The organism is Variovorax sp. LjRoot175 (assembly GCF_964253805.1).
Lineage (GTDB): Bacteria > Pseudomonadota > Gammaproteobacteria > Burkholderiales > Burkholderiaceae_C > Variovorax.
The window spans coordinates 5212365-5238882 of sequence record NZ_CAXURY020000001.1 but is presented as its reverse complement, the minus strand read 5'-3'; the positions used below and the strand labels follow the sequence as shown (position 1 = coordinate 5238882).

Below are 26518 nucleotides of genomic sequence, written 5' to 3'. Positions count from 1 at the left end.
TTAACGAAGCCTTGTTGCAACACCAACTTCGGAAAAGCGCCGCAGCAGATGTAGGACGGAAGCCTGCAACGAAGAGTTGCAAAAGAAGCCCTTGATCGCGCGCCTCGGCTAAGCTGCGCCGCATGAATACCGCAACCCTGCTCGTCTTCGCTTTCGTCGCGCTGGTGGCCATCGCCACGCCCGGCCCCACCGTGCTGCTCGCACTCGCCAACGGCTCGCGTTTCGGCGTGCGACGCTCGCTGCCCGGCATGCTGGGCGCAGTCGCTTCCGACTTCGTGCTCGTGGGCGCGGTGGCGCTCGGTCTCGGCGCCTTGCTGGCGGCGTCGGAGTTCTGGTTCTCGGTGCTCAAGTGGGTGGGCGCGGCCTACCTGGCGTGGCTCGGCATCCGGCTGCTGCGCTCGCAGGGCGGGCTCGACCTCTCGCGGCAGGAAGGCGAGGTGCCGAGCGGCGCGACGCCGCGCGCCATCTTCGCCAAGTCCTTTCTGGTGGCCGTGACCAACCCCAAGGGCTATCTTTTCTGCTCGGCGCTGATGCCGCAATTCATCGATCCCGCTGCAGCCCAGTGGCCGCAGTACGCCGCCATCAGCATCGTGTTCGCGGGTCTCGACTTCTCGGTGATGCTGGCCTATGCCGTGATCGGCGCGCGCGCCGTCAAGCTGCTGCGGCAGCGTGCGGTGCTGTGGCTGGACCGCTGCTGCGGCGGCGCGCTGCTGGCGTTGGCGGGCTCGCTGGCCTTCTATCGGCGCAGCGCGACCTGATCAATCGAAGTTCAGCAGCACCTTCATGGCCTGCGAGCGATCGGCCGCCAGCGCAAAGGCGCGCGCCGAGTCGCGGTAGGACAAGGTCGCCGAGATCAGCGGCTTCACATCGACCAGCCCCTTGTTGAGCAGCTCCACCGCCACCGCGAACTCTTCATGGAAGCGGAAGGCCCCGCGCAGGTCGAACTCCTTGGCCACGATGGTGTTGATCGGCAGCGTCATCTCGCCGCCCAGCCCCAGCTGCACGATGATGCCGCGCGGGCGCAGCGCATCGAAGGCGCCGACCAGCGCGCGCTGGTTGCCGCTGGCTTCGAACAGCACGTCGAAATGCCCCTTGTCGGCCTTGAAGCGCGCCAGGCCATCGGGCTCCTCGGCCACGTTCACCACCTCGTCGGCCCCGACCTTGAGCGCCTTGCCCAGCGTGTGCGCACCGATGTCGGTGGCCACGATGTGGGTGGCACCCGCGCGCCGCGCCGCGATGATGGCCAGCGCGCCGATCGGCCCGCAGCCGGTGACCAGCACGCTCTTGCCGAGCAGCGGGCCCGCGCGGCGCACCGCATGCAGCGCGACCGACAGCGGCTCGGCCATCGAGCCTTCGCCGTCGCTCACGCTGTCGGCCAGCCGATGCGCCTGCCAGTGCTCGACCACGATCTGCTGGCGGAAGGCGCCCTGCACGTGCGGCGTGCGCATCGCGCTGCCGTAGTAGCGCATGTCCAGGCAATGGTTCTGCAGGCCTTGCTGGCAATAGCGGCACAGCCCGCAGGGCCGGCTCGGGCTGATGGCGACGCGCTCGCCGGCCGCAAAGCCGCCTGCACCGGCGCCCACGGCCTCGATCACGCCGGCCACCTCGTGGCCCAGCACCATCGGCTCCTTGATGCGGATGGTGCCGAAGCCGCCATGCTGGTAGTAGTGCAGGTCGGAGCCGCAGATGCCGCCGCAGCGCACGCGCACCTGCAGCTGGCCGAGGCCGAGTTCGGGCGTGGCGACTTCTTCGACGCGCAAATCGCCGGGGGCGTGGATGACGAGTGCTTCCATGTGAATTCTCCTTGGCGGGTTCAGAGCGTGGCCGTCACGCCGCCGTCGACGTACAGGACGTGGCCATTGACGAAGTTGGAGGCATCGCTCGCGAGGAACACCGCCGCGCCGACCAGGTCCTCCACGTCGCCCCAGCGGCGCGAAGGCGTGCGCCCGACCAGCCAGGCGGTGAACTCTTCGTTCTTGACCAAGGCATCGGTCAGCTCGGTCTTGAAATAGCCCGGCCCCAGGCCGTTGACCTGGATGCCGTGCTGGCCCCAGTCGATCGCCATGCCTTTGGTCAGCATCTTCACTGCGCCCTTGCTGGCGGTGTAGGGCGCGATGCCAGGGCGGCCGAGCTCGCTTTGTACCGAGCAGATGTTGATGATCTTGCCGCGCTGTCGCGGGATCATCCGGCGCGCCACCGCCTGGCCGACCAGGAAGACGCTGTCGACGTTGGTCTTCATCAGCTCGTGCCAGTGCGCTTCCTCGAACTGGTCGAGCGGGCCGCGGCGCTGCATGCCGGCGTTGTTGACGAGGATGTCGATGGCGCCGATGTCGGCCTCGATGCGCTCGATGGCCGCGCCCACCGCCTCGCCCGAGGTGACGTCGAAGGCGGCGGTGAAGACGCTGAAGCCTTCCTCGCGCAGCCGTGCCGCGGCCTGTTCGAGCTTGTCGGCGCTGCGCGCGTTGAGGATCACGCGCGCGCCGGCGCCCGCCAGTCCGCGCGCCAGCGCGTAGCCGATGCCGGCGCTGGAGCCGGTGATGAGGGCGGTGCGCCCGCTGAGGTCGAAGCTTTTGAGGACGGGATTCAAGGCGGTGTCTCCATCAAGGTGCGTGTGTTGCGTGGCTGAGTAGCGCAGTATCGCTTCGCCGATCGCGAATGAGCGCAACGGTACGCAAGCCCGCCGGTCGCGACCAAGACGAGATCGCTCTGGCTGTATAGCAAAAGCTTATGCGGGGCGCGCAGGCCCATAAGCGGATGCGACACCCCTAGAGCAAAGCCGTCTTGGCTTCCGCGCCGGGACAAGCCTACCGTTGCGAATATCGCCACCGAAGAGGAAATCCCGTGAGCCCGTCCCGCATCTCGACGCGCATCCGCCGCATCAAGCCGTCCCCGAGCAGCGCCGCTGCAGATCGTTTCGCCGAGTTGCGCAGGGAGGGCCGGGACATCATCAACCTGGCGATCGGCGAGCCCGATTTCGATACGCCGGCCCACATCCGGCAGGCCGGCTGCGAGGCGATCGAGCGCGGCGAGACGCGCTACACCCCGGTCGCCGGCACCCTGGCGCTGCGCGAGGCGATCGCGGCCAAGCTCCAGCGCGAGAACGGCCTCGCCTACAGCCCGCGCGAGATCATCGTCACCTGCGGCGCGAAGCATGCGCTCTTCAATGCGCTGTCGGTCACGGTGGAGGAGGGGCACGAGGTGATCGTGCCCGCGCCCTTCTGGGTCTCCTACCCGGACATGGTGCTGGCCTGCGACGGCACGCCGGTGATCGTGGCCTGCCGCGAGGAGGACGACTTCCGCCTCACGCCCGAGGCGCTCGAGGCGGCGATCACGCCGGCTACGCGCTGGCTGGTCTTCAACTCGCCGACCAATCCGACCGGCACCACCTACACCGGCGCCCAGCTGCGCGCGCTGGCCCACGTGCTGCTGCGCCACCCGCAGGTGATGGTGCTGACCGACGACATCTACGAGCACATCCGCTTCGACGACGTGCCGCCACGGCACCTGCTGGCCATCGAGCCGGCGCTGCGCGACCGCACCCTGGTGGTCAACGGGGTGTCCAAGACCTATGCGATGACCGGCTGGCGCATCGGCTATGCGGCCGGCCCCGCCGACATCATCGCGGCGCTGGACATGCTGCAGTCCCAGTCCACCAGCGGCGTCTCGTCGGTGAGCCAGGCGGCGGCCGTGGTGGCGCTGAATGCCGAGCCCACCTTCCTGCCGGAATGGGTGGCGACCTACCGCAAGCGGCGCGATACGGCATTGCGAATGCTCAACGCCATTCCCGGCATCCGCGCCCGCGCGCCGGGCGGGGCCTTCTACCTCTACCCGCACTGCGGCGGGCTGATCGGCAAGCGCACGCCAGAAGGCAAGACGCTGGCGACCGACAACGACGTGGTGATCCACCTGCTGGAGGCCGGCGGCGTGATGGTGCTCGCGGGCACGGCCTATGGGATGTCGCCCTACTTCCGCATGTCGACCGCCACCAGCGTCGAGCAGATCGAAGAGGGCTGCCGGCGCATCGCCCGCGCCGTTGCGCAATTGCGCTGACGTCGCACCCCATCAAGAACGCTTATACGTGAAGACGCATGACGTATTGGCCCGCCGGCAAGGGCCTTCCTATCATTCTTCCAACCCCCTTTTCATTGATTGGAGCACTGCGATGAGCTGCCACCCCACGACAACGACGAACATGCGCGCCGCGGCCTGGATGGCGCTCGTCGCGCTCTCCGGTCTCTGCGCCTTCACGTCCGCGCGCGCACAGGGCGCCGACACCTTCAAGATCGGCATCATCAGCCCCATGAGCGGCCCGAACGCGCGCTACGGCGCCTTCGCCAACAAGGGCGCCGCGCTCGCCGCCAAGGAGATCAATGCCGCCGGCGGCGTGCTCGGCAAGAAGATCGAGCTGGTGAGCGGCGACAGCCAGTGCGTGCCGGCCGAAGGCGTGGCGGCCACGCAGCGCATGATCAGCCTGGAGAAGACGGCGATCATCATCGGCGACGTCTGCAGCTCGGTGACGCTGGCGATGCAGCCGATGGTGGAGGAGTCGAAGGTGCTGCTGGTCAATGCGGCATCGTCCAACCCCGACATCACCCACAAGGCCGGCGTCGGCGGCTTCAAGTGGACCTTCCGCAACTACCCGACCGACGAGGTGCGCGCGGCCACCGTGCTCGAGTACGCCGCCAAGACCAAGGGCTTCAAGAAATACGCGGTGCTCTCGGTCGACAGCGACTACGGCCGCGGCGCGATCAAGTTCACCAAGCGCTACCTGCCGAAATACGAAGGCGCGGAGATCCTCAGCGAGGACTACTACAAGGATTCGGAGACCGACTTCCGCTCGGTGCTCAGCAAGATCCGCCGCTCCGGCGCGCAGGCCATCATCCTCTACGGACAGGCCGACACCACGCCGATCATCGCGCGCCAGATGCTTGAACTGGGCCTGGCCGGCAAGGTGGCGCTGGTGGGCAACGGCGAGTTCAACACCAAGGAGACCATCGCCGCGGCGCCCAAGGTCATGAACGGCGCGGTCGAGGCGGCGGCCTGGCTGCCCGAGGTGCCGGCGCCGCGCAGCCTCAAGTTCGTCGACGACTACCAGAAGGCCAACGGTGGCGAGATGCCCAACAACCACGCCTACACCCACTACGACACGCTGCAGCTGATCGCGCAGGCCATCAAGAGCGCCAACAGCCTGAAGGGCGAGGACGTGCGCAACGCGCTTTCGAAGATCAAGTACGACAGCCCGATGGGCATGGTGACCTTCGACGATCACAACCAGGCCGTGCTGCCGATGGTGCTGCTGGAGATCACCGACGGCAAGCCCGCCATCAAGGGAACGATCACCACCAAGATCGACTACGCGGTCAAGTGAAGCGCCGACTTCATCCGCCCGCCGGGACACCCACGTGAGCTCCTTCATCCTCGAGCAGATCGTCAACGGCATCATCACCGGGTCGGTGTACGCGCTGGTCGCCGCCGGCATGACGATGATCTTCGGCGTGCTGCGGGCCATCAACTTCGCCCACGGCGAGTACTACATGCTGGGCACCTTCGCGGCCTGGTGGGTCATGTCGAAGCTGATGGCCGACTACAGCCTGGCCATCGTCGGCGGCGTGGCCATCGTGTCGCTGATCGCGGTGCTGATCGGCCGCAGCGTGATGCAGCGGCTCATCGGCCAGCCCTTCCAGGCCGGCGTGCTGGCCACGCTGGGCCTGTCGCTGATCCTGCAGAACGTCGTCATCCTGGCCTTCGGCGGCGGCTACAAGGTGTTCTCGGGCGGCTGGATCGAGCCGATCGAGCTCGGCGACTTCGGCATGTCGCAGCAGCGCGTGATCCTGGTGGTGGTCACGCTCGTCGTGTTCGCAGCGCTCGAGTGGATGGTGCGCAGCACGCGCCTCGGCCGCTCGATCCGCGCGGTGTCGCAGAACATCGAGTGCTGCCAGGTCAACGGCATCGACGTCGAGCAGGTGGTGCGCCGCACCTTCCTGATCGGCGTCGCCATCGCCGCGCTCTCGGGCATCCTGACCGGCCCGATCAACGTCAGCATCTACGGCGGCATGGGCGAGTCGATCACGCTCAAGACCTTTGCCGTGATCGTGATGGGCGGCATGGGCAACGTGCGCGGCACCCTCATCGCCGGCTGCCTGCTCGGCGTGGTCGAGAGCCTGGTGGCCGGCTTCATCGGCCTGCAGTACCGCGACTCGGTCGGCTTCGTCGCGCTGCTCCTGATGCTCATGCTGCGGCCGCACGGCCTGTTCAGCAGCAAAGCCCGCTTCTGAGCCCATGAGCTTCTGAGATTTCACCGAATGGAACGGACGACGATGTCTATCACCACGCTGGATACGCCCCGCCTGCCGGCCGCACGGCTGGCCACGGTGAACTGGAGCGCCTGCGCGCTGGCGATGGCGGTATTGCTGGCGGCGCCGCTCTTCCTGGGCGACTACTACCTGCACGCGATGGTGCTCGCGATGATCTTCCTCTTGCCTGCCTTGGGCCTGAACCTGATCCTCGGCTACACCGGCATGCTGTCGCTGGCGCAGGGCGTGTTCTTCGGCCTCGGCGCCTACGGATCGGCGCTGATGTCGATCCACTTCGGCACGCCCTTCCTCGTGAACTTCCTGTGCGCCGGACTGCTCGCCGGGCTGGTCGCACTGCCGCTCGGCATCCCGGCGCTGCGGCTGCGCGACACCTCCTTCGTGATGTGCACGCTCGGCATGGTGGTGATTGCGCAGGTCGTGTCGAAGAACTGGGTCGAGCTCACGCGCGGCGACATGGGCCTGTCGGGCGTGCCGCGGCCGACGCTGGGCTTCGGCGACATGGCGCTCACCATCGTCAGGGCGCCCGAGTACTTCTATCTCGTGCTGGTGCTCGCCGCGCTGGCGGTGGCTGCCTTCGTCGCGCTGATCCGCTCGCCGGCCGGCCGCTGCATGGTGGCGATCCGCGACAACGAGACGCTGGCCGAATCGCTGGGCGTGCCGACCTGGACCTACAAGCTGATCGTGTTCATGCTGAGCGCGGTGTTCGCCGGCCTCGGCGGCAGCCTCTACGCGCACTTCTCGACGGTGGTCAGCCCGCTGGTGTTCCAGGCCTACTACTCCAACACCATTCTCATCATCGTGCTGGGCGGCGGTGTCGGGAAGGTGCCGGGCGCGATCATCGGCAGCTTCGTCTTCGTGGCCGTCTCGGAGGCGCTGCGGATCACGCCCGAGCTGCGCATGGTGATCTACGGCTTCGTGCTGCTGGGGCTGGTGTTCCTGTTCCCGCAGGGGCTGGCGCCGCTCTTCCACGGCGCGGCCGAGCGCATCGCGCGCATCGGCCAGGGCGGCCGCAAGGAGCAGCGCGATGTCCGCTGAGCACGCCATGCTGCGCATCGAAGGGCTGCGCAAGAACTACGGCGCGGTGGCTGCGCTGCAAGGCGTGGACATCGAGGTCCGGCGCGGCGAGGTGATGGGCCTGATCGGGCCCAACGGCTCCGGCAAGTCGACCCTGTTTGACTGCTGCACCGGCCTGCAGAAGAGCGACGCCGGCCGCGTGCTGCTGAAGGGCGTGGACATCACCGGCTGGCCGATGAACCGGATCGCGCGCGAAGGCCGCTTCCTGCGCAGCTTCCAGAAGACGGTGGTCTTCCCGACGCTGGATTCGGAAGAGAACCTGGTGCTCGCGGGCCAGATGTCGCGCTTCCCCAGCGTGCTGTCCACCTTCTGGATCGGGCCGGCCGCGCAGCGGCGCTTGAAGGCGCTGCGCGAACGCGCCCGGGAGCTGATCGAGGTCTCCGGCCTCTCGCGCGTGGCGCACCTGCCGGCCGGCCACATGTCCGGCGGCCAGCAGAAGCTGCTGCAGTTCGCCTCGATGCTGATGCCCGAGCCCGAGCTGATCCTGCTCGACGAGCCGCTGGCCGGCATCAACCCGGTGCTGATCGAGAAGGTGATCCAGTGCATCGAGCACGCCAACCAGACGCTGGGCGTGACCTTCGTCGTCATCGAGCACAACACCGACGTGCTGATGAACCTGAGCCATCGCGTGGTGGTGCTGCACCAGGGCGCCAAGCTGGCCGACGACACACCCGAAGCCGTCGTGCGCAACCCGGAGGTCATCGAGGCCTACCTCGGAGGCTGACATGGGAGACCCGACCATGGAACTCGAAATCGACAAGCTGTATGCCGGCTACGGCCACCTGGACATCCTGCACGGGGTGGACCTCAAGATCCGCCACGGCGAATTCGTCGCGCTGCTCGGGCCCAATGGGGCCGGCAAATCGACGCTGCTGAAGTCGCTGTTCGGCATGACCACGCACAAGGGCGGCGCGATCCGCTGGAAGGGCAAGGACATCGCCGGCCTGCGGCCGCAACAGATGCTCGCGCACGGCATTGCCTATGTGCCGCAGGGGCGCTGCAATTTCCAGCTGATGACCATCGACGAGAACCTGGAGATGGCGGCCTACACCCTCAAGGACGGCGACCTGAAGGGCGAGCGCGAGTACGTCTACGACCTGTTCCCGATCCTGCGCAAGCGCCGCAACGAGCTTGCCGGAAACATGTCCGGCGGCGAGCAGCAGCTGCTGGAGATGGCGATGGCGGTGCTGCGCCGGCCCGAGATCCTGCTGGTGGACGAACCCTCGGTGGGCCTCTCGCCGCAGGCGATCACGCTGGTCTTCAACGAGCTCAAGCGCCTGCATCAGGGCGGCCGAACCATCCTGCTGGTCGAGCAGAACACCCGCAAGGCGATGCAGGCGGCCGAGCGCGCCGTGGTGCTGCGCCTGGGCAAGGTGATCTGGGACAGCCCGGTCGGCGAACTGAGCAACGCGGACCTCGGCGAACTGTTCATGACGGGCCGTCGCGCGTCGGACGCGGCGCCGGCCTGAGCGCCGACATCCACCGAACATTCAAGGAACGAAAAGCATGAAACTGGCATTCGACACCGGCGGCACCTTCACCGACTTCGCCATGACGGACGACGACGGCACGATCCTGCTGCACAAGGTGCTGAGCACGCCGGATGCCCCGGCGCGCGCCGTGCTGCAGGGCGTGGACGAGCTGCTGGCCAAGGTGCGCGCGAATAACGCGGGCAGGGCGGACACCAGCGGCACGCTGCAGATCCTCGGCGCGACCACGGTCGTCACCAACGCCGTGCTCGAGCGCCGGGGCGTGAACACCGCGTTCATCACCACCGACGGCTTCCAGGACATGCTGCGCATTCGCACGGAGGGCCGCTACGACCTGTACGACCTGCGCATCCAGTACCCCGAGCCGCTGGTGTCGCGCGAGCTGTGCTTCGGCGTGGTCGAGCGCATCGCCGCCGACGGCACCGTGATCACGGCGCTCGACGAGGAGGGCGTGCGCGCCATCGGCCGCACGCTGGTGGAGCGCAAGGTCGACTCGGTGGCCGTGTGCCTGCTGCACGCCTACAAGTACGCGCAGCACGAGCGGCGCGTGGCCGAACTGCTGGCCGAAGTGGCGCCGAAGATCTCGGTGTCGCTGTCGTCGACGGTCTGCCCCGAGGTGCGCGAGTACGACCGTGCGTCGACCACCGTCGCCAACGCCTACACGCGGCCGATGATGGTCGGGCACGTGAGCCACCTCGAACGCGAGCTCTCGCAGCGCGGCATCGACGGCCAGTTGCTGTGGATGACATCGAGCGGCGGCGTGGTGCCGAGCTCGGCCGCCTCCCGCACGCCGGTGCGCCTGATCGAGTCGGGTCCGGCAGCCGGCGCGGTTGCCGCGGCCGACTATGCGCGCCGGGCCGGCGAGCCGAGCGTGCTGTCCTTCGACATGGGTGGCACCACCGCCAAGCTGTGCCTGATCCCGAACGGCCAGCCGATGGTGGCCAACGAACTCGAAGTGGCGCGCCACGCGCGCTTCCGCAAGGGCAGCGGCTTCCCGCTCAAGATCCAGTCGATCCACATGATCGAGATCGGCGCCGGCGGCGGCAGCATCGCGGCACGCAACCGGCTCGGCCTGCTGGGGGTCGGCCCGCGCAGCGCCGCGGCCGCGCCCGGCCCGGCCTGCTATGGCCGCGGCGGCACCGAGCCGACCGTGACCGATGCCGATCTGCTGCTGGGTTACCTCGACGAGAAGTCCTTCCTCGGCGGCGACTTCGCGCTCGACCGCGCGGCGGCAGAGGCCGCGATGGCGGGCCTGGCGAAGGAGCTCGACATCACCCCGGAGCGCTGCGCCTGGGGCATCCACGACATGGTCAACGAGAGCATGGCCGAGGCCGCCTCGATGCAGGCCACCGACAGCGGCGTGGACCCGCGTGCGCTCCCCTTGATCGCCTTCGGCGGCGCCGGCCCGGTGCATGCCTACGGCGTGGCGCGCAAGCTCGGCATCCGCAAGGTGATCTGCCCGCTGGGCGCGGGCGTCACCTCGGCCATCGGCCTGCTCGGCGCGCCGGTGGCCGCCGATCTCTCGACCAGCCTGCCGATGCGGCTGTCGGCCTGGGACCCGAAGGCGGTCGACGCGCTCAAGGCCGCGCTCCAGGCGCAGGGCCGCGAGGTGGTGCTGGCCAGCCAGGTGCCGGCCGACCGCATCGGCTTCTCCTACACCGTGGACATGCGCCACGTGGGGCAGGGCTACGAGATCTCGGTGGCGCTGCCCGAGCTGGACCCGGCCGACCCGGCTTTCCTGAATGAGCTGCTGGCGCGCTTCCACGCCAACTACGTCGCGCTGTACGGCCGCGCCGTCGCCGGCACCGATGCCGAGGTCATCACCTGGCGCATCCGCGCGAGCGGCCCGAAACACGAGGTGTCGCTCGCCGGGCTGCGCGGCGAAGCCGGCGCCGTGCGCGATCCGCGCAAGGGCACGCGGCCGGTGTTCTTCTCCGAGCTCGGCAAGTACGCCCTGACCCCGGTCTACGACCAGTACGCGCTGCTGCCCGGCGTGCCGGTCGAGGGGCCGGCCATCATCGAGCAGCGCGAATCGACCGTGGTGATGGGGCCGAACGCCTCCGCCTCGCTCGACGCCGAGCACAACCTGATCATGCTTTTGTCCTGAAGGGCCTCCGCCATGTCCATGCTGAAACCCGACTTCAACGACCCGATCACGCTGCAGGTGATGTGGGACCGCCTGGTCTTCATCGCCGACCAGGCCGACATCGCGCTCGGCCGCACCGCCTTCTCGCCGATCGTGCGCGAGAACCACGACTACGTCACCGTGCTGCTCGATGCCAAGGGCCGCGCGCTGGCCCAGTGCACCTGGTCGATCCCGGTGTTCATCACCACGCTGCCGATGGCGGCGCAGAACTATTTCCTGCCGGCCTTCCCGCCCGAATCGCTGGAACCGGGCGACGTGATCGCCACCAACGACCCGGTGATCGGCACCGGCCACCTGCCGGACATGGTGATGCTCACGCCGATCTTCCGCAACGGCAAGATCGTGGCCTATGCCGGCAGCATCGCCCACCTGCCCGACATCGGCGGCCGCCCGCAGTCGCCCGACTCGACCGACATGTTCGAGGAGGGCATCCGCATCCCGATGCTCAAGCTCTTCAAGGCCGGCAAGCCCAACACCGACGTGTTCGCGGTGATCGAGGCCAGCGTGCGCCTGCCGCACGAGGTGCGCGGCGACATCCAGAGCATGGTGGCGGCCAACGAGGTGATGTGCCGCGAACTCAGCCGCTTTATGGACGAGTACGGCCTGGACGATTGCAACGAACTCGGCGAGGCGATCTTCAGCCGCTCCGAGCGCTTCATGCGTCAGGCCATCGCGGCCTGGCCCAACGGCAGCTACAAGGCCGAGATGACCATCGACGGCTTCGAGAGCGACGTGAAGCTGTGCGTCAGCGTCGAGGTGGGCGACGATGCCATTCACGTCGACTACACCGGCACCTCGCCGGAAGTGGCGCGCGGCATCAACGTGGTGCCGCACTACCGCGTCGCGCACAGCGTCTACGCGCTCAAGTGCCTGCTCGATCCGGACACGCCCAACAACGAGGGCTGCATGATCCCGCTGACCGACTCGGCGCCCGCGGGCTCGATCCTCAACCCGCGGCCGCATGCCGCCGGCGCGGCGCGCAACCTGGTGGGCCACGTGATCCCGAGCCTGATCTTCAAGGCGCTGCAGAACGTGGTGCCCGAAGGCGCCATGGGCGACAGCGGCGGCGCGCCGATCTGGGGCATCAACTGCCAGGGCCAGCGCTCCGACGGCAGCGCCTACGGCAGCGCCCAGAACTTCCACGGCGGGCAGGGCGGGCGTTCGTCGATGGACGGGCTGGACACGCTGAGCTTCCCGTCGAACTGCCGTGTCACGCCGATCGAGATGTACGAGATGGCGGTGCCGATCCTGACCGAGCGCAAGGAGCTGATCCCGGATTCGGGTGGCCCCGGCAAGTTCCGCGGCGGCCTCGGTCAGCGCGGCGTGATGCGCAACCTGTCGGACCGCGAGATGAACATCTACCTCAGCACCGAGCATGTGAAGCACCCCTGCCTGGGCGTGCTGGGCGGCCAGGCCGGCCGCAACGGCGCGGTGATGCACGACGGGCGCCACGTGTTTCCCAAGGGCCGGCTCGTGCTGGGCCCGGGCGAGCGGCTGATGATCGAGCTGCCGGGCGGCGGCGGCTGGGGCGATGCCCAGCAGCGCTCGCGCGAACTGGTGGAGGACGACCTGCGACAGGGCCTGATCAGCGCCGCGGGCGCACTCGCCGACTACGGCTACGAAGCGCTGGCCCCGGCAACGCCGGCAAAGGCGGTGGCGTGATGGCCGGCGCTGCACTCTCCGGCAAGGTCGCGCTGGTCACCGGAGGTGGTTCCGGCATCGGCCGTTCCACGGCGCTGATGCTCGCGGCCGAGGGCGCGCGCGTGGTGGTGATGGGCCGCCGCAAGGAGCCGCTGGACGCGGTGGTGGCCGAGATCCGCGCCGCCGGCGGCGAGGCCTGGGCACGCCAGGCCGACCTGCAGGAGCGCGAGCAACTGCAGGCGCTGGTGCGTTGGACCGAGGCCGACGTCGGGCCGGTCGACATCCTGGTCAACAACGCCGGCCTCACCAGCCGCGTGCGCAACATCCGCTGGATCGAGTCGGACGACTGGGAGTCGGCCATCTCGGTCAACCTGACCGCCGTCTACGTGCTGATCCAGGCCGTGCTGCCCGGCATGCTGGCCGCGGGCGCAGGCACCATCGTCACCGTCTCTTCGCTGGCGGCGGTGCGGCCGAACCTGCTGGGCGGCGCCCCCTACGGCGCGGCGAAGGCGGCGGTGAGCAACCTGATGGGCTTCATGCATGCCACCTTCCGCAACAACAACATCCGCTCGACCACCATCCTGCCCGGCGAGGTGAACACGCCGATCATGGACACCCGCGTGCGCCCGCCCAGCGCCGCCGAGCGCGCCGCGATGGTCGCGCCCGAGGACGTGGCGCGCGCCATCCTGCTGGCCTGCACGCTGCCGCAGGGCACCACCATCGAGCAGCTGGTCATCAGCCCCACGCTGGCGCGCGACCAGGGGCCCGATGTGGAGATCAGTCGCTGGCTAGGCGCCCCCGACGGCACGCCGGGCAAACCCTGAACGAGAGACAACGCGATGAGCACTTCGTCATCATTGAAGGAACGCCTGGCACGCGGCGATTCCGTGCTGATGGTCAACCCCAACCACATCTCGCCCACGCTGTGCGAGAAGCTGGTGCGCTCGGGCGCCGACTCGGTCTTCATCGACTGCGAGCACGGCCTGGCCGGCTTCGAGGACATCCACCACATGGCCAAGGCCGCGCGCTACGCGGGCGGCTTCGGCATCGTGCGGCCGCAGAATCAGGAGCGCTCGACCATCACGCGCTGCCTCAACGCCGGCGCCGACGGCGTGATGGTGCCGTTGATCCACACCGCCGAGATCGCGCGCCAGGTGGTGCACACCTTCCGCTACGCCTGCCCGGACGACCATGAGGCCCGGCTGCTGATCGGCATGGTCGAGTCGGTCGAAGCGGTGCGCAATCTCGACGAGATCCTCGCGGTGGAAGGCATCGACGTGTTCTTCGTCGGCCCCGGCGACCTGTCGCAGTCGATGGGCTATTCGCCTGCGGTGGCGGCGGGAAAGCGCCGGGCGCAACCGGTGCTGGACCTGGTGGACCAGACGCTGCAGCGCATTCGCGCCGCGCGCAAGGTGGCCGGCACGCTGGTCGTGCGGCACGACGTCGCGCATCTGGTGTCGGTCGGCGCGCAGTTGCTCTATTACCATGCCGATCCCTTCGTCGCCGAAGGCGTGGGCGTGATGCGGCAGCTCAGCGTTCCGGCGACCGCCCAGGCGCACTGAGGTTCAGCGCGGCGTCGCGTCGGCCTCGGGCGCGCGAATGCCGACCAGCCGGCCGTCGACGAACAGGTCGTCGATCTGCCGCTTGAGGATGTCGAGCACCGCGCGCGCCTGGTCCGACATCGGCAGGTGGTCCGGCACGCACAGCGACACCGTGGCCTGCAGGCCGGGCTCGACGATCCGGCGAATGACCAGCTGCGCCGCGATGCTCGTCGCATGCGCCGAGGCCGACGGCAGGATCGTGGCGCCGACGCCGGCCTCGATCGCCTGGCGCAAGGTCGCGGCCGATTCGATCTCGGCCGTGATGCGCGGCACCACGCCGATGCGGGCGAAAGCCTCGTCGATCAGCCGGCGCAGGAAGTGCGTGCGGCTGGGCAAGAGCAGGTCCATGTCGGCCAGTGAACGCAGGGCAACGGCCTCATCGCTGCCCGGCGGCAACCGGAGATCCGGCGGCGCGATCAGGCACAGCTCCTCCGTGAACAGGGGCTGCAGCGTGACGCCCTTGATCGGGCCGGCCGCATAGATGACGGCCATGTCCATGCGCCCGGTCATCACCATCTCGCTGAGCACCAGGCCGAAGTTGTCGTTGATGAAGAGGCTCACATCGGGATACTCGCGCCGCACCGCCTGCAACAGGGGCATCGAGAGAATCGACGCCGTGCTGTAGGTGGCCAGCCCAACCGACACGGCGCCGGCGATGAAGCTGGCGTCGCTGCGGCTCGTGAGCTCGCGCTCCACCTGCTCGAGATGGCTGAGGATGATCTGCGCATGCCGGTAGAGTTCGCTGCCGGCGCGCGTCGGCGTGACGCCGGCGTTCGAGCGGTTGAGCAGCCGGTGCTTGAAATGCTCCTCGAGCGAGGCGATGTGCTGGCTCAGCGCGGGCTGGGCGACGCGCAGCTGGTGCGCCGCGGCGGACAGGCTCTTCGCATCCACCGCCGTCACGAAGCTCCTGAGCGTCTTGAAGTTCACCGTCATTGCCGGCTGATCGTAACCCCGGTTGACGCGGCCAATCGGTGGCTCGATGCTTGCTTGGCTCCGTCCCGAGAGCATCAACGAGGCCCCTGTGAATCTCAGGCGTTTGAAGTATTTCGTGAAGATCGTCGACGTCGGCAGCCTGACGCAAGCCTCGGAGGTGCTCCACGTCGCCCAACCCGCGCTGAGCCAGCAGCTGGCGACGCTGGAAGGCGAGTTCAAGCAGCAGCTGCTGCTGCGCACGCAGAAGGGCGTCATGCCCACCGAGGCCGGCAAGGCGCTGTACCGCCATGCGCAGATCATCCTGCGGCAGTTCGACCAGGCGCAGGCCGACGTGCTCAACGCCGGTCAGAGCCTGTCGGGCCAGGTGTCGGTCGGGATGGCCCCGGGCACCGCGGCCTCCGCACTGGCCTTGCCGCTGCTGCGGGCCGTGCAGGGACGCCATCCGCAGATCGTGCTTCACATCAACGAGAACTTCGGCACCACGCTGTGCGACGTGGTGCGCAGCGGCCGCATGGACATGGCCGTGCTGTACGGCGGCGGGCGCGTCGTGCAGGGCCTCTCCTTCGATCCGCTGCTGACCGAGGACCTGTTCGTCGTGGCGCCCGAGGGACTGCTGCGCAGGGAGGGCGAGGTGGCGCTGGCCGACCTGGACGGCATCGACCTGCTGCTGCCGTGCGCGAACAACCAGCTGCGCAGGTACGTGGACCAGGCTTTCGCAGCGGCGCAGATGGTGCCGCGCGTCGTGGCCGAGATGGAATCCTCGAACACGCTGGCGGCCGCGGTCGCCTCCGGCGTGGGCGCGACGATCCTGCCGGTGTCGGCCGCGCGCGGGGTCGCCGCGACCGCCGACGTGCACCTGCACCGGATCGTCTCACCGCCGATCGAGGTGCCGCTGGCCTTGTGCGCGTCCGATCATCTGCCGCTTTCCGAGCCGGCGCAGGTGGTCAAGGCCATCCTGCTCGAACTGGTCGGCCAGCTCGAACTCGAAGTCGGCCTGCATACCTTGCATTGACGGCCCCGCCCGCTTTCAGTTGGGGCAGCGGGCTTCTAGCGCGTCGATGAAGGAACGGTCCCATCGACCCTCCTTCATGGCCCGTATCGTCTCGGCTTCGGTCTCCAGGTGCGCGCGTGCCTTCTCGATCAACAGTTCGGCCTCGTCCGGCGCGAAGGCCATCAGGCCGTCCTGGTCGCCGACCACGATGTCGCCGGGGTTGACCACCATGCCGCCGACGGACACCGGCACGTTGATCTCGCCCGGGCCGTCCTTGTACGGGCCGCGATGGGTGACGCCGCGTGCGTAGACCGGGAACTCGCGCGCCCGGATTTCGGCCACGTCGCGGATCGCCCCGTCGACCACCACACCCACGACGCCGATGTGGGCGGCGTAGAAGGACAGGATGCCGCCGACCACCGCGTTGTTGAGGATGCCTCCGGCATCGATCACCAGCACGTCGCCGGGACGGCAGAACTCGAGGGCGCGCAAATATGTCAGGTTGTCGCCGCCACGCGAGCGCGCCGTGACGGCCGTGCCTGCCATGGTCCGGGCGACGGGGCGGTGATAGGGGTTCAGGCCCGTGGTGCCGATGTTGCGGTGCATGTTGTCGCTCAGCGCCGCAACGGGCATCTCGCGCAGTGCGGCCAGGATCTTCGGATCGACCTGCGCGGCCGAGGGGTTCTTGCGGATGGCTTTGTATGGCATGGGTGTGTCCTTGGTGGCGGCGATGGTTCGTGCGCTCAGCGCAGCTCGGCCACCGCGCGGGCGATGCGCGTGCAGCCTTCTTCCAGTGTTTCGATCGAGGTGGCGATGGACAGGCGGAAGTAGGGCGAGAGCCCGTAGGCGGTGCCGGCGACCGTGGCCACGCCCGCGCTTTCCAGCAGGTACATCACGACGTCGCCGTCTTCGTTCAGTTGCTTGCCTGCGGGCGTGGTCTTGCCGATCAGTCCGGCGCAGTCGATGTAGAGGTAGAAGGCGCCGGGCGGCGTGGCGCAGCTCAGGCCGGGGATCGCATTGACGAGTGCGAGCGTGCGGTCGCGCCGCTCCTTGTAGACCGCCACGCTCTCGGCCACGAAGCTTTGGTCGCCGTTGAGCGCCGCCGCGGCGGCCGCCTGGCTGATCGAGCAGCAGTTGCCGGCGGACTGCGAGAGCAAGGTGTCCATCGCCGTGACCAGATCGGCCGGGCCCGCGGCCCAGCCGATGCGCCAGCCGGTCATCGCATAGGTCTTGGAGACGCCGTTGACGGCCAGCGTGCGCTCGCGCAAGGCGGGCTCGACCGCCAGCATGTGCGGCGTCGAGCGGCCGTCGAAGCGGATGTGTTCGTAGATGTCGTCGGTCATCACCATCACGTGCGGATGGCGCATGAGGACATCCGCCAGCGCGCGGTATTCGTCGGCCGTGTAGCTGGCGCCGGTGGGATTGCTCGGCGAGTTGATCAGGAGCCAGCGCGTGCGTGGCGTGATGGCGGCCTCGAGCTGGGCGGGCGTGAGCTTGAAGCCGTTGGCCTCCGGGCAGGCGACAATGACGGGCTTGCCTTCGCAGGCCAGCACCATGTCGGGGTAGGACACCCAGTAGGGCGCGGGGATGATCACTTCGTCGCCCGGTTCCAGCGTGATGGCGAAGGCGTTGTAGATCGCGCTCTTGGCGCCGCTGGTGACGATGATTTCGTTCAACGCATACGACAGGCCGTTCTCGCGCTCCAGCTTGGCGACGATGGCCTGGCGCAGCTCGACCGTGCCGGCCATCAGCGTGTAGCGCGTCGCGCCCTTGTCCATGGCTTCGGCGGCGGCGCGCCGGATATGCAGCGGGGTGTCGAAGTCGGGTTCACCCACCACCAGGTTGACGATCGATTTGCCCTGGCGACGCAGCTCGTTGGCGCGGTCCGCGGCGGAGGTGCTGGGCGAAGGCTTGATGCGCCGTACGCGGGCGGCGATGCGGGAGGTGGTCACGGATCTTCCTTGGGTGCGGGATGTACGGACCCAACGGTACGCACATCGCTCCACCTCGGCCAAGATGAGATCGCTCTGGTTGTATAGGCGCAGCTTATGGTGACTCCTGTCTGGTCCCCTCTCCCTCTGGGAGAGGGTTAGGGTGAGGGCATCGTGCCTGTCCATCGGCACGGGCGTCTCGACCGTCCGGTGCCCTCACCCCCGCCCTCTCCCAGAGGGAGAGGGAGCAAGACACCGCTCGCCTCCGCACCCCGGACACATCGCATCTAGGCGCCCCTGCGCCCCAGTGATAGGCTCAGCTTTTGCTTGGAGACAAGGCGTGAACCTCCGACGCCTCAAATACTTCGTGAAGATCGTGGACATCGGCAGCCTGACGCAGGCCGCCGAGGTGCTCTTCATTGCGCAACCGGCTTTGAGCCAGCAGCTCGCCACGCTCGAAGGCGAGGTGCGGCAGCAATTGCTGGTGCGCACCAAGCGCGGCGTGACGCCCACCGAGGCCGGCAAGGTGCTGTATCGCCATGCCCAGATCATCCTGCGGCAGTGCGAGCAGGCCCGCGTCGACATGGAGGCCGCCGGCGAGGGCCTGTCGGGCCAGGTGTCAGTGGGGCTCGCGCCCGGCACCGCAGCCTCCGCGCTGTCGCTGCCGCTGCTGCGCACCGTGCGCGCCCGGCATCCCGGCATCCTGCTCTACCTCAACGAGAACTACGGCACCACGCTGAGCGAACTCATCATGAACGGCCGCATGGATCTGGCCGTGCTCTATGGCGACAAGGCCATCCACGGGCTGTCCTTCCTGCCGCTGCTGAAGGAACCCCTGTTCCTCGTGGGGCCGGCTTCCATGCCGGCGCCGGCCGAGCCCGTGCGACTGGCCGACCTGCGCGAGATCGAACTGTTCTTGCCGCGCCCCTATAACGTGGTGCGCAAGCTGGTCGATGCGGCCTTCGTGCGCGCCGGCATGGTGCCGCGCGTGGTGGCCGAGATCGAATCGGCCTTCACCCTGACCGCCGCCATCGCCGACGGACTGGGCGCCACCATCCTGCCGGCGTCGATGGCGCGCGAGGTCGTGGCGGCCTGCGGCGCCTGGCAGTTCCGCATCGTCGACCCGGTGATCGAGGCGCCGCTCGCGCTGTGCCAGTCGGACCACCTGCCTCTTTCCGAACCGGCGCAAGCGGTGAAGGACATCCTGCTCGAGCTCGTCGTCGACCTTGCCGGCACCGTCGCCTCGACGCCCGAACCCGAGCTGAGCGCCTTGTCATAAGCCGCCCTTATTGCGGCACAGCCAATCCGTCTTGGGCTTTGTGCCCGCGGCCCGCTACCTTTCATGCCTGCCGTCACGCGTTCGTCGAACGCGTCGGCCACCCAGGATGTTCCGTCGCCCAAGACGGCCCGGCATGAATCAGGAACAGATCAAGACGCTCATCGACGCGCTGGCCGCATCGGACCTGTGCGAGCTGGAGTACAGCGAGAACGGCTGCACGCTGCGGCTGGTGAAGCAGTCGGCGCTGGCGGCGACGCCGCGCCGGCGAGCAGCGATCGCGGCGCACGATCTGCCCGTTGCGGCGGCAGCGTCGGCCGAATGCCTCGCGCCGCTCTACGGCGTGGTGCACCTGCAGCCGACGCCCGCCGAGGCGCCCTTCGTGCAGGCCGGTCAAACCGTTAAGGCGGGCCAGACGCTGTGCGTGATCGAGGCCATGAAGGTCTTCAACGAGGTGCGCGCCGATCGCGACGCCACGGTGCAGGCGGTGCTGGTGCGCTCGGGGCAGGAGGTCGAAGCGGGCCAGCCGCTGTTCCGCTTCGACGGCGTATAGGGGACCATGGCCATGTTCGACACCGTGCTCATCGCCAATCGGGGGGAGATCGCCCTGCGCATCCAGCGCGCCTGCCGCGGCCTCGGGCTCCGGACCGTGGCGGTGTACTCCGAAGCCGACCGCGAGGCGAGCTATGTGGCGCAGGCCGACCAGGCCCTGTGCATCGGCCCGGCCGCGCCCGGGCAGAGCTACCTGAACCCCTCCGCGATCCTGTTCGCCGCCGAAGTCAGCGGCGCCCAGGCCATCCATCCGGGCTACGGTTTCCTGTCGGAGAACGCGGGCTTCGCCGAGCGCGTCGAGCAGGCCGGCCTCACTTTCATCGGCCCCAGCGCCACCTGCATCCGCACCATGGGCGACAAGGTCGCGGCCAAGCGCGCGATGCGGCGCGCCGGCGTGCCCTGCGTGCCCGGCCCCGACGGCAGCCTGCCGGAGGACCCGGACGAGGTTCTCGCCCTGGCGCGCGAGATCGGCTTCCCGGTGATCGTGAAGGCCGCGGGCGGCGGCGGCGGTCGCGGCATGCGCGTGGTGCACGACGAAGCCGCCCTGCCGGAGGCGATGTCGCTCACGCGCGAGGAGGCGCGCCGCGCCTTCGGCAACCCCGAGGTCTACATCGAGAAGTTCCTGCTGCATCCGCGCCATGTCGAGATCCAGGTGCTGGCCGACAGCCATGGCAATGCGCTATGGCTCGGCAGCCGCGACTGCTCGCTGCAGCGCCGCCACCAGAAGGTGATCGAGGAGGCGCCGGCCATCGGCATCGACGAGGCGCTGCTGGGCGAGGTCGGCGAGCGCTGCGCCGCGGCCTGCCGGCAGATCGGCTACTGCGGCGTCGGCACCTTAGAGTTCCTGTACGAGCAGGGCGCCTTTTACTTCATCGAGATGAACACCCGCCTCCAGGTGGAGCACCCCGTGACCGAGATGACCACAGGCATCGACATCGTGCAGCAGCAGTTGCGCGTGGCGCGCGGCGAGCGCCTGGGCTTCATGCAGGCCGACGTGCGTTGTGAAGGGCATGCCATCGAGTGCCGTATCAATGCCGAGAACCCCGATACCTTCGCGCCCTCGCCGGGGCGCATCAGCGCCTGGCAGCTGCCAGGCGGCTTCGGCGTGCGCGTGGACTCGCATGCCGGTGCCGGCTACCGTGTGCCGCCGTACTACGACTCGATGATCGCCAAGCTCATCGTGCAGGGCAGCACGCGCGCCGATGCGCTCGACCGCATGCGCCTGGCGCTCGCCGAGATGCGCGTCGAGGGCATCTCGACCAACGTGCCGCTGCACCGCGAGATCCTGCGCGACCAGGGCTTCGCCGCCGGCGGCGTGGACATCCACCACCTCGAGCGCTGGCTGCAGCGAAGGAGCCTCGCGTGATCGCACCGACCGCATCCGTCAGCCTGCTGGGCACCACGGCATTGCTGTTCGAGGCGCCGGGCGAGCTGAACCTCGGGTCGCAGCAGCGCATCTGGGCGCTGGCGCGCGAGACCCAGGCCTGGCCCGAAGTGCGCGAAGCGGTGCCGGGCATGAACAACCTCATGCTCACCTTCATGCGAGCGCCGCGCAACGCAGCTGCCCTGGAAGCGCTGGAGGCCCGCCTGCACGCCGCCTGGGACGCGGCGGAGGCCCTGCCGCTGGAAGGGCGCGTGGTCGAGCTCCCGGTGATCTACGGCGGCGAGGGCGGCCCCCACATGGCCGACGTGGTGGCGCACACCGGGCTCAGCGTGGAGGAGATCGTCGAGTTCCACAGCACGCCGGTCTATCCGGTGTACGCGCTCGGCAGCCATCCGGGCTACTGCTACCTGGGCGGCATGGACCCGCGCATCGCCACGCCGCGGCGCAAGGTGCCGGTGCTGAGCATTCCGGGCGGCGCGGTGTCGATCGGCGGCGTGCAGACCGGCGTGTCGGCCTCGGCCGGCCCGAGCGGCTGGAACACGATCGGCAGCACTGCCATGACCTTCTTCGATCCGTCGCAGGACCCGCCGGCGAGGCTGCAGCCGGGCGACATGATCCGCTTCCGGGTCCAGGGGGTGATCCGATGATCGAAGTGCTCTCGTCCGCCGCGCTGGCCACCGTGCAGGACATGGGGCGCACCGGCAGCCTGCGCTGGGGCGTGGGCACCTCCGGGGCCATGGACAAGCTGGCGCTGGCGGCCGGCAACCTGCTGCTGGGCAACGGGCCCGATGCGGCCGCCATCGAGGTGCCGGTGTTTCCTTTTAAGCTGCGCTTCGACCAGGACTGCGCCTTCGCGCTGACCGGCGCCGACTGCGCGGCGCGGCTCGACGAAGCGCCGCTCCTGCCCTGGTGGGTGCACCAGGCGCGCGCCGGGCAGACGCTCACGCTGGGCCTGCCGCAGGGCGGCATGCATCGCGGGAGCCGCGCCATGCTGTGCCTGGCCGGTGGCGTGGACGTGCCCGAGGTCCTGGGCTCGCGCAGCACCCAGCTGCGCGGCGCCTTCGGCGGCCACGAGGGCCGCGCGCTGCGCCGCGGCGATGCGCTGCGCGCGGTGGGCGAGGGGCAGTCCTGCCAGACCGGCTTCGGCCTCGTGCCGCCGGCATTGAGCCTGCCGCTGCAGGTGGACGGCCTGCCCGCAGTGCGGGTGTTGCCCGCCGCCGAATACCTGGGCTTCGAGGAAGCCTCGCGCGCCGCCTTCTGGGCCGGCGAATGGAAGATCACGGCCCAGAGCGACCGCTGCGGCTACCGCCTCGACGGCGAGGCGCTGCGGCCGATCGCGCCGATGGAGATGCGCTCGCACGGCATCGTGCCCGGCGTGATCCAGGTGCCGCACGGTGGGCAGCCCATCATCCAGATGCGCGATGCCCAGCCCTCGGGTGGCTACCCCAAGTTCGGCACCGTGATCGAGGCCGATCTCTGGCGACTCGGCCAGGCGCCGATCGGCAGCCGCATCCGCTTCATCGAAAGCAGCTGGGACGAGGCCGTGGCCGCGCTGGACGAGATCGAGGCCTGGCTCGACAGGGTGCGGCGCATGGTGGACCTCCACCGCAGCGCGCCGCGCATGAACTGAAATGAAGAGCCCTGCGCAAGTCCGGGAGCTCGCCGCCTGGCTGGCCGCCACCGACATCGGCCTGCTGGAGCTGCGCACGCCCGACGGCGTGCTGCGGCTGGGGCGCGGGGGTGGGCGCGGAAGCGGGATCGTGCAGCTGGATGCGCAGGAGGAGGGCACGCCGCCGGCGCCGCCGTCATGCGTGGCTGCCGCGCCCAGTGTGGGCAACTTCCTGCACGCCCATCCGCTGCATGCCGCGCCCTTGGCGCGCCCCGGCGAACGCGTGTCCGCGGGACAGCCCGTGGGTTTGATGCAGATCGGCCCGCTGCTGCTGCCGGTGCACGCACCGCAGTCCGGCGTGCTGATCGCCTTCCTGGTGCCCGACGGCCAGCCTGTGGGCTGGGGCACCCTGCTGGTCGAACTGCAGGCCGACGAATGAGGAGTACATCGCGATGGACATCGACCTGAACGCCGACCTGGGCGAGGGCTTCGGCCCCTGGCGCATGGGCGAGGACGAGGCGCTGCTGGAGATCGTCTCCTCCGCCAACGTGGCCTGCGGTTTCCATGCTGGCGACCCGGTCATCATGGACCGCACGGTGCGCATGGCCCGCGACCGGGGCGTGGATGTGGGGGCGCATGTGGGTTTTCCCGACCTGCTCGGCTTCGGGCGCCGCCCGATGCAGATCGATGTCGCGGAGCTCGCCACCTACGTCACCTACCAGCTGGGCGCGCTCGCGGGCATGGCGCGCTCGGCCGGCCACCGGATGACGCACATGAGCTTCCATGGCGCGCTGGGCAACATGGCGGCCGCCGACGCGGCGCTGGCCGGCCCGCTGGTGCGCGCGGTGGCCGATTTCGACCCCGGCCTGATCATCAGCTCGTCTGCCAGCCGCGCCATCGAAGACGCGGCCGAGCGCTGCGGGCTGCGCGTGGCCCGGACCTTCCTGGCCGACCGCGCCTGCGACGACGAGGGCCTGCTGGTGCCGCGCAAGCTGCCCGGCGCCGTCATCCACGAGCCCGAGGCCGTGCTGGCGCGCGTGCGCCAGCTGCTGGAGGAGGGCACGGTCACCAGCCATGGCGGGCGCAGGATCCCGATGAACGTCCGCTCCATCCTCGTGCACGGCGATACGCCCGGTGCGGTGGAGCTGGCGCGGGCCGTACGCGGCGTGGTCGAGGCTGCGGGGCGCGTGCTGCCGATCTCGCGCCAGATGGCGCCCTGAGGCCGGGCGACCAGGCGACATAAGGACGGCTTATCTCTACACAGCCATTCCGTCTTGGCGCCCCGAGGTCGCGCTGGATACAGTGAATTCGTCATAACGAAAGAAGCCAAAGATGCCTTTCTCCGACTACAAGACCGCGCTGGTGACGGGGGCCTCCTCGGGCATCGGCGCCGCGGTCGTCGAGCGCCTCTGCAAGGAAGGCCTGCAGGTCCACGCGCTCGCGCGCAGCGCCGGCAAGCTGGCCGAACTGGCCGCGCGCACGGGCTGCATCCCGCACGCCATCGACGTGAGCGACCTCGAGGGCATCACCCGGCTGGCGCAGGAGATCCCCTTCGACGTGCTGGTCAACAATGCCGGCGTCGACCGGCCCGGCTCGATCCTGAAGGCCGACGCCGAGGGCATCGACCTGCTGGTCGACGTCAACCTGCGCGCCGTGCTGCACCTGTGCCGGCTGGTCGTGCCGGGCATGGCCGCGCGCGACCGCGGCCACGTGATCAACATCAGCTCGATCGCCGGGGCCTACAACTTCGGCGGCAACAGCACTTACCACGCGACCAAGGCCGCGGTGAGCATGCTGTCGCGCCAGTTGCGCATCGATGTCTTCGGCAAGCGCGTGCGCGTCACCGAGATCTGCCCGGGGCGGGTGGCCACCGACATCTTCGCGCACGTGCACGGCAACCCGGAGGAAATGCACAAGCGCTTCATCGAGGGCTTCGAGCTGCCGCGGGCCGAGGACATTGCCGACGCCATTGCCTTCGCCATCGCCGCGCCGGTCGCGGTGAACGTGGGCCACATGGAGATCACGCCGACGCTGCAGGTGCCCGGCGGGCTCTCCACCGCGCGCCCGGAAGCGCCGCAGGCCTGAGAACCGCGGAAAACAAAGGAACGGCACATGAAGGACTTCGACCTGCTGGCCGTCCTGCTGAAGCCGGAGTTCGGCGCGATGCTGCTGCACGGCGTGGAGATGACGCTGAAGATCGCGGCCGGCTCCTGGCTGCTCGCGATGAGCCTGGCCATCGTGCTGCTGACCGTGCGCCTGACGCCCAGCCGCATCGCCGAGCGCGTGGTCGCGGCCTATGTCTCCTACCACCGCAACGTGCCGACGCTGGTGCAGCTGATGCTCTGGTACTTCGGCATCTTCAGCCTGCTGCCCCAGTTTCTGCAGAACTGGCTGTCCGAGCACAACGCGGAGGCCATCCTCTCGATCGTCGCGCTCGGGCTGTGCCAGGCGGCCTACTTCAGCGAGGACCTGCGATCGGGCCTGCGCTCCATCCCGGCGGGGCAAGCCGAGGCCGCGCGTGCGCTGGGCCACAGCTACATCGGCTCGATGCGCCACGTCATGCTGCCGCAGGCGATCCGCAACGCCATCCCCGCGCTGGTCAATCACAGCGTGTCGCTGTTCAAGAACAGCAGCCTGGCCATGGCGATCGGCGTGGCCGAGCTGACGCACGCGGTCAAGGAAGTGGAGAGCCAGAGCTTCCGCGCCTTCGAGGCCTACAGCGTGGCCACGGTGCTCTATCTCGGCTTCTCGCTGCTCATCATGGCCGCGGGCGGCTGGGTGGCGCGGCACTACCGCATCGTCGGAGCGAGGTGAGAGATGTTCAGCATCTTCGAGATCCTGCGCGACAACTGGCTGCTGCTGCTCATCGGCCAGTATCCCAACGGCCCGATGGGCGGCATCGTCGCCACGCTGGTCCTGTCGGTGCTGGGCATCGTGCTGGCCTTCCCGCTGTCGGTGCTGATGGCGCTGGCGCGGCTGTCGCCGTGGGCGGTGCTGCGCTGGCCGGCGACGGTGCTGGTCTACGTCGTGCGCGGCGTGCCGCTCCTGATGGTGATCCTGTGGGTCTACTTCCTCGTGCCGCTTTTGATCGGCCGCGAGATCTCGGGCTTCACCACCATGCTGTGCACGCTGGTGATCTACGAGGGCGCCTACCTGTCGGAGGTGGTGCGCGCCGGCATCCAGGCCCTGCCCAAGGGACAGACCGAGGCGGCGCGCGCGCTCGGCCACAGCCACCTGGGAACGATGTGGTACGTGATCCTGCCGCAGGCGCTCTACAACATGCTGCCGAGCATGCTGAGCCAGTTCATCTCCACCATCAAGGAAACGACGCTGGGCTACGTGATCAACGTGAACGAGCTCACCTTCGCGGCCAACCAGATCAACAACCAGCTGCTGACCAAGCCCTTCCAGGTCTTCTTCATCCTGGCGATGACCTACTACGTGGTCTGCTTCAGCCTCACGCAGCTGGCGCAGTGGCTGGAGCGGCGCATTGCCCACAAGCGGCTCGGCGCGGCGATGGCCCCGCTGTCGCCCGAGGGCGCCTCGCTGCCGCCGCCGGTGGCGGCCAATCCCTGA

The 26518-nt window shown here is 69.0% G+C and carries 27 protein-coding genes; 22 read left to right on the top strand and 5 right to left on the bottom strand.

Annotation, left to right across the window (positions count from 1 at the left end):
- The first annotated feature begins 122 nt into the window (after positions 1-122).
- On the top strand, positions 123-758 hold the full coding sequence (locus tag ACSQ89_RS25980; protein WP_093108490.1) for a LysE family translocator: 636 nt from the start codon (positions 123-125) through the stop codon (positions 756-758).
- On the opposite strand, the gene ACSQ89_RS25975 is transcribed toward ACSQ89_RS25980, so the two are convergent.
- Both ACSQ89_RS25975 and ACSQ89_RS25970 read right to left on the bottom strand, forming a co-directional pair.
- Positions 759-1793 (bottom strand): L-idonate 5-dehydrogenase, encoded by a 1035-nt coding sequence (locus ACSQ89_RS25975; RefSeq protein WP_436296562.1) that lies wholly within the window; start codon positions 1791-1793, stop codon positions 759-761.
- Positions 1794-1813: 20 nt separating this feature from the next.
- Positions 1814-2587, bottom strand: a complete 774-nt coding sequence (locus ACSQ89_RS25970) for a glucose 1-dehydrogenase (RefSeq protein ID WP_436295215.1) — start codon at positions 2585-2587, stop codon at positions 1814-1816.
- Between the two features lie 254 nt (positions 2588-2841).
- On the opposite strand from ACSQ89_RS25970, the gene ACSQ89_RS25965 reads away from it, so the two are divergent.
- From ACSQ89_RS25965 to ACSQ89_RS25920, 10 genes are all read left to right on the top strand, one after another.
- Positions 2842-4050 carry an aspartate transaminase gene (locus ACSQ89_RS25965; RefSeq protein ID WP_436295216.1) on the top strand — a complete coding sequence of 403 codons (1209 nt, stop codon included), beginning with the start codon at positions 2842-2844 and terminating at the stop codon, positions 4048-4050.
- A 112-nt stretch (positions 4051-4162) separates the two neighbouring features.
- On the top strand, positions 4163-5368 hold the full coding sequence (locus tag ACSQ89_RS25960; protein ID WP_436295217.1) for an ABC transporter substrate-binding protein: 1206 nt from the start codon (positions 4163-4165) through the stop codon (positions 5366-5368).
- Between the two features lie 34 nt (positions 5369-5402).
- Positions 5403-6275 (top strand): branched-chain amino acid ABC transporter permease, encoded by an 873-nt coding sequence (locus ACSQ89_RS25955; protein WP_436295218.1) that lies wholly within the window; start codon positions 5403-5405, stop codon positions 6273-6275.
- 42 nt (positions 6276-6317) lie between these two features.
- A complete protein-coding gene (locus tag ACSQ89_RS25950) occupies positions 6318-7349 on the top strand; it encodes a branched-chain amino acid ABC transporter permease (protein ID WP_436295219.1) in 1032 nt (343 codons plus the stop codon).
- Positions 7339-8112 (top strand): ABC transporter ATP-binding protein, encoded by a 774-nt coding sequence (locus tag ACSQ89_RS25945; RefSeq protein WP_436295220.1) that lies wholly within the window; start codon positions 7339-7341, stop codon positions 8110-8112. Before ACSQ89_RS25950 ends, ACSQ89_RS25945 begins: the two co-directional genes overlap by 11 nt.
- 16 nt (positions 8113-8128) lie before the next feature.
- Positions 8129-8857 (top strand): branched-chain amino acid ABC transporter ATP-binding protein, encoded by a 729-nt coding sequence (locus tag ACSQ89_RS25940; RefSeq protein ID WP_436295221.1) that lies wholly within the window; start codon positions 8129-8131, stop codon positions 8855-8857.
- Between the two features lie 37 nt (positions 8858-8894).
- On the top strand, positions 8895-10985 hold the full coding sequence (locus tag ACSQ89_RS25935) for a hydantoinase/oxoprolinase family protein (RefSeq protein WP_436295222.1): 2091 nt from the start codon (positions 8895-8897) through the stop codon (positions 10983-10985).
- Positions 10986-10997: 12 nt separating this feature from the next.
- The gene (locus ACSQ89_RS25930; protein WP_436295223.1) at positions 10998-12686 is read left to right on the top strand and encodes a hydantoinase B/oxoprolinase family protein; all 1689 of its coding nucleotides are present in this window, start codon (positions 10998-11000) and stop codon (positions 12684-12686) included.
- Positions 12686-13489: an SDR family oxidoreductase gene (locus tag ACSQ89_RS25925; protein ID WP_436295224.1), complete on the top strand. Its 804-nt coding sequence runs from the start codon at positions 12686-12688 to the stop codon at positions 13487-13489. Before ACSQ89_RS25930 ends, ACSQ89_RS25925 begins: the two co-directional genes overlap by 1 nt.
- A 15-nt stretch (positions 13490-13504) precedes the next feature.
- Positions 13505-14227 (top strand): HpcH/HpaI aldolase family protein, encoded by a 723-nt coding sequence (locus ACSQ89_RS25920; protein ID WP_436295225.1) that lies wholly within the window; start codon positions 13505-13507, stop codon positions 14225-14227.
- Positions 14228-14230: 3 nt separating this feature from the next.
- On the opposite strand, the gene ACSQ89_RS25915 is transcribed toward ACSQ89_RS25920, so the two are convergent.
- Entirely contained in the window at positions 14231-15199 is a 969-nt protein-coding gene (locus ACSQ89_RS25915; RefSeq protein WP_436295226.1) for a LysR substrate-binding domain-containing protein, read from the bottom strand.
- An 88-nt stretch (positions 15200-15287) separates the two neighbouring features.
- Here ACSQ89_RS25915 and nac (ACSQ89_RS25910) point away from each other — a divergent pair, with 88 nt between their 5' ends.
- A complete protein-coding gene (nac, locus tag ACSQ89_RS25910) occupies positions 15288-16211 on the top strand; it encodes a nitrogen assimilation transcriptional regulator NAC (protein ID WP_436295227.1) in 924 nt (307 codons plus the stop codon).
- Positions 16212-16226: 15 nt separating this feature from the next.
- On the opposite strand, the gene ACSQ89_RS25905 is transcribed toward nac (ACSQ89_RS25910), so the two are convergent.
- Both ACSQ89_RS25905 and ACSQ89_RS25900 read right to left on the bottom strand, forming a co-directional pair.
- Positions 16227-16898, bottom strand: a complete 672-nt coding sequence (locus tag ACSQ89_RS25905) for an RraA family protein (protein ID WP_093103747.1) — start codon at positions 16896-16898, stop codon at positions 16227-16229.
- 35 nt (positions 16899-16933) lie between these two features.
- A complete protein-coding gene (locus ACSQ89_RS25900; RefSeq protein WP_436295228.1) occupies positions 16934-18142 on the bottom strand; it encodes an aspartate transaminase in 1209 nt (402 codons plus the stop codon).
- A gap of 319 nt (positions 18143-18461) precedes the next feature.
- On the opposite strand from ACSQ89_RS25900, the gene nac (ACSQ89_RS25895) reads away from it, so the two are divergent.
- From nac (ACSQ89_RS25895) to ACSQ89_RS25850, 10 genes are all read left to right on the top strand, one after another.
- Positions 18462-19400 carry a nitrogen assimilation transcriptional regulator NAC gene (nac, locus tag ACSQ89_RS25895; protein ID WP_436295229.1) on the top strand — a complete coding sequence of 313 codons (939 nt, stop codon included), beginning with the start codon at positions 18462-18464 and terminating at the stop codon, positions 19398-19400.
- 133 nt (positions 19401-19533) lie between these two features.
- A complete protein-coding gene (locus tag ACSQ89_RS25890; RefSeq protein ID WP_436295230.1) occupies positions 19534-19950 on the top strand; it encodes an acetyl-CoA carboxylase biotin carboxyl carrier protein in 417 nt (138 codons plus the stop codon).
- 12 nt (positions 19951-19962) lie between these two features.
- On the top strand, positions 19963-21315 hold the full coding sequence (gene accC, locus ACSQ89_RS25885; protein WP_436295231.1) for an acetyl-CoA carboxylase biotin carboxylase subunit: 1353 nt from the start codon (positions 19963-19965) through the stop codon (positions 21313-21315).
- Positions 21312-21980: a 5-oxoprolinase subunit PxpB gene (gene pxpB / locus ACSQ89_RS25880; RefSeq protein ID WP_436295232.1), complete on the top strand. Its 669-nt coding sequence runs from the start codon at positions 21312-21314 to the stop codon at positions 21978-21980. Before accC ends, pxpB begins: the two co-directional genes overlap by 4 nt.
- Positions 21977-22963 (top strand): biotin-dependent carboxyltransferase family protein, encoded by a 987-nt coding sequence (locus tag ACSQ89_RS25875; protein WP_436295233.1) that lies wholly within the window; start codon positions 21977-21979, stop codon positions 22961-22963. Before pxpB ends, ACSQ89_RS25875 begins: the two co-directional genes overlap by 4 nt.
- A gap of 1 nt (position 22964) precedes the next feature.
- Entirely contained in the window at positions 22965-23381 is a 417-nt protein-coding gene (locus ACSQ89_RS25870) for an acetyl-CoA carboxylase biotin carboxyl carrier protein (protein WP_436295234.1), read from the top strand.
- Between the two features lie 13 nt (positions 23382-23394).
- Positions 23395-24162 (top strand): LamB/YcsF family protein, encoded by a 768-nt coding sequence (locus tag ACSQ89_RS25865; protein ID WP_436295235.1) that lies wholly within the window; start codon positions 23395-23397, stop codon positions 24160-24162.
- Between the two features lie 112 nt (positions 24163-24274).
- Positions 24275-25027, top strand: a complete 753-nt coding sequence (locus ACSQ89_RS25860; protein WP_436295236.1) for an SDR family oxidoreductase — start codon at positions 24275-24277, stop codon at positions 25025-25027.
- Between the two features lie 27 nt (positions 25028-25054).
- Positions 25055-25756, top strand: coding sequence for an amino acid ABC transporter permease (locus ACSQ89_RS25855; RefSeq protein ID WP_436295237.1), 702 nt, complete (start codon positions 25055-25057; stop codon positions 25754-25756).
- Positions 25757-25759: 3 nt separating this feature from the next.
- On the top strand, positions 25760-26518 hold the full coding sequence (locus tag ACSQ89_RS25850) for an amino acid ABC transporter permease (RefSeq protein WP_436295238.1): 759 nt from the start codon (positions 25760-25762) through the stop codon (positions 26516-26518).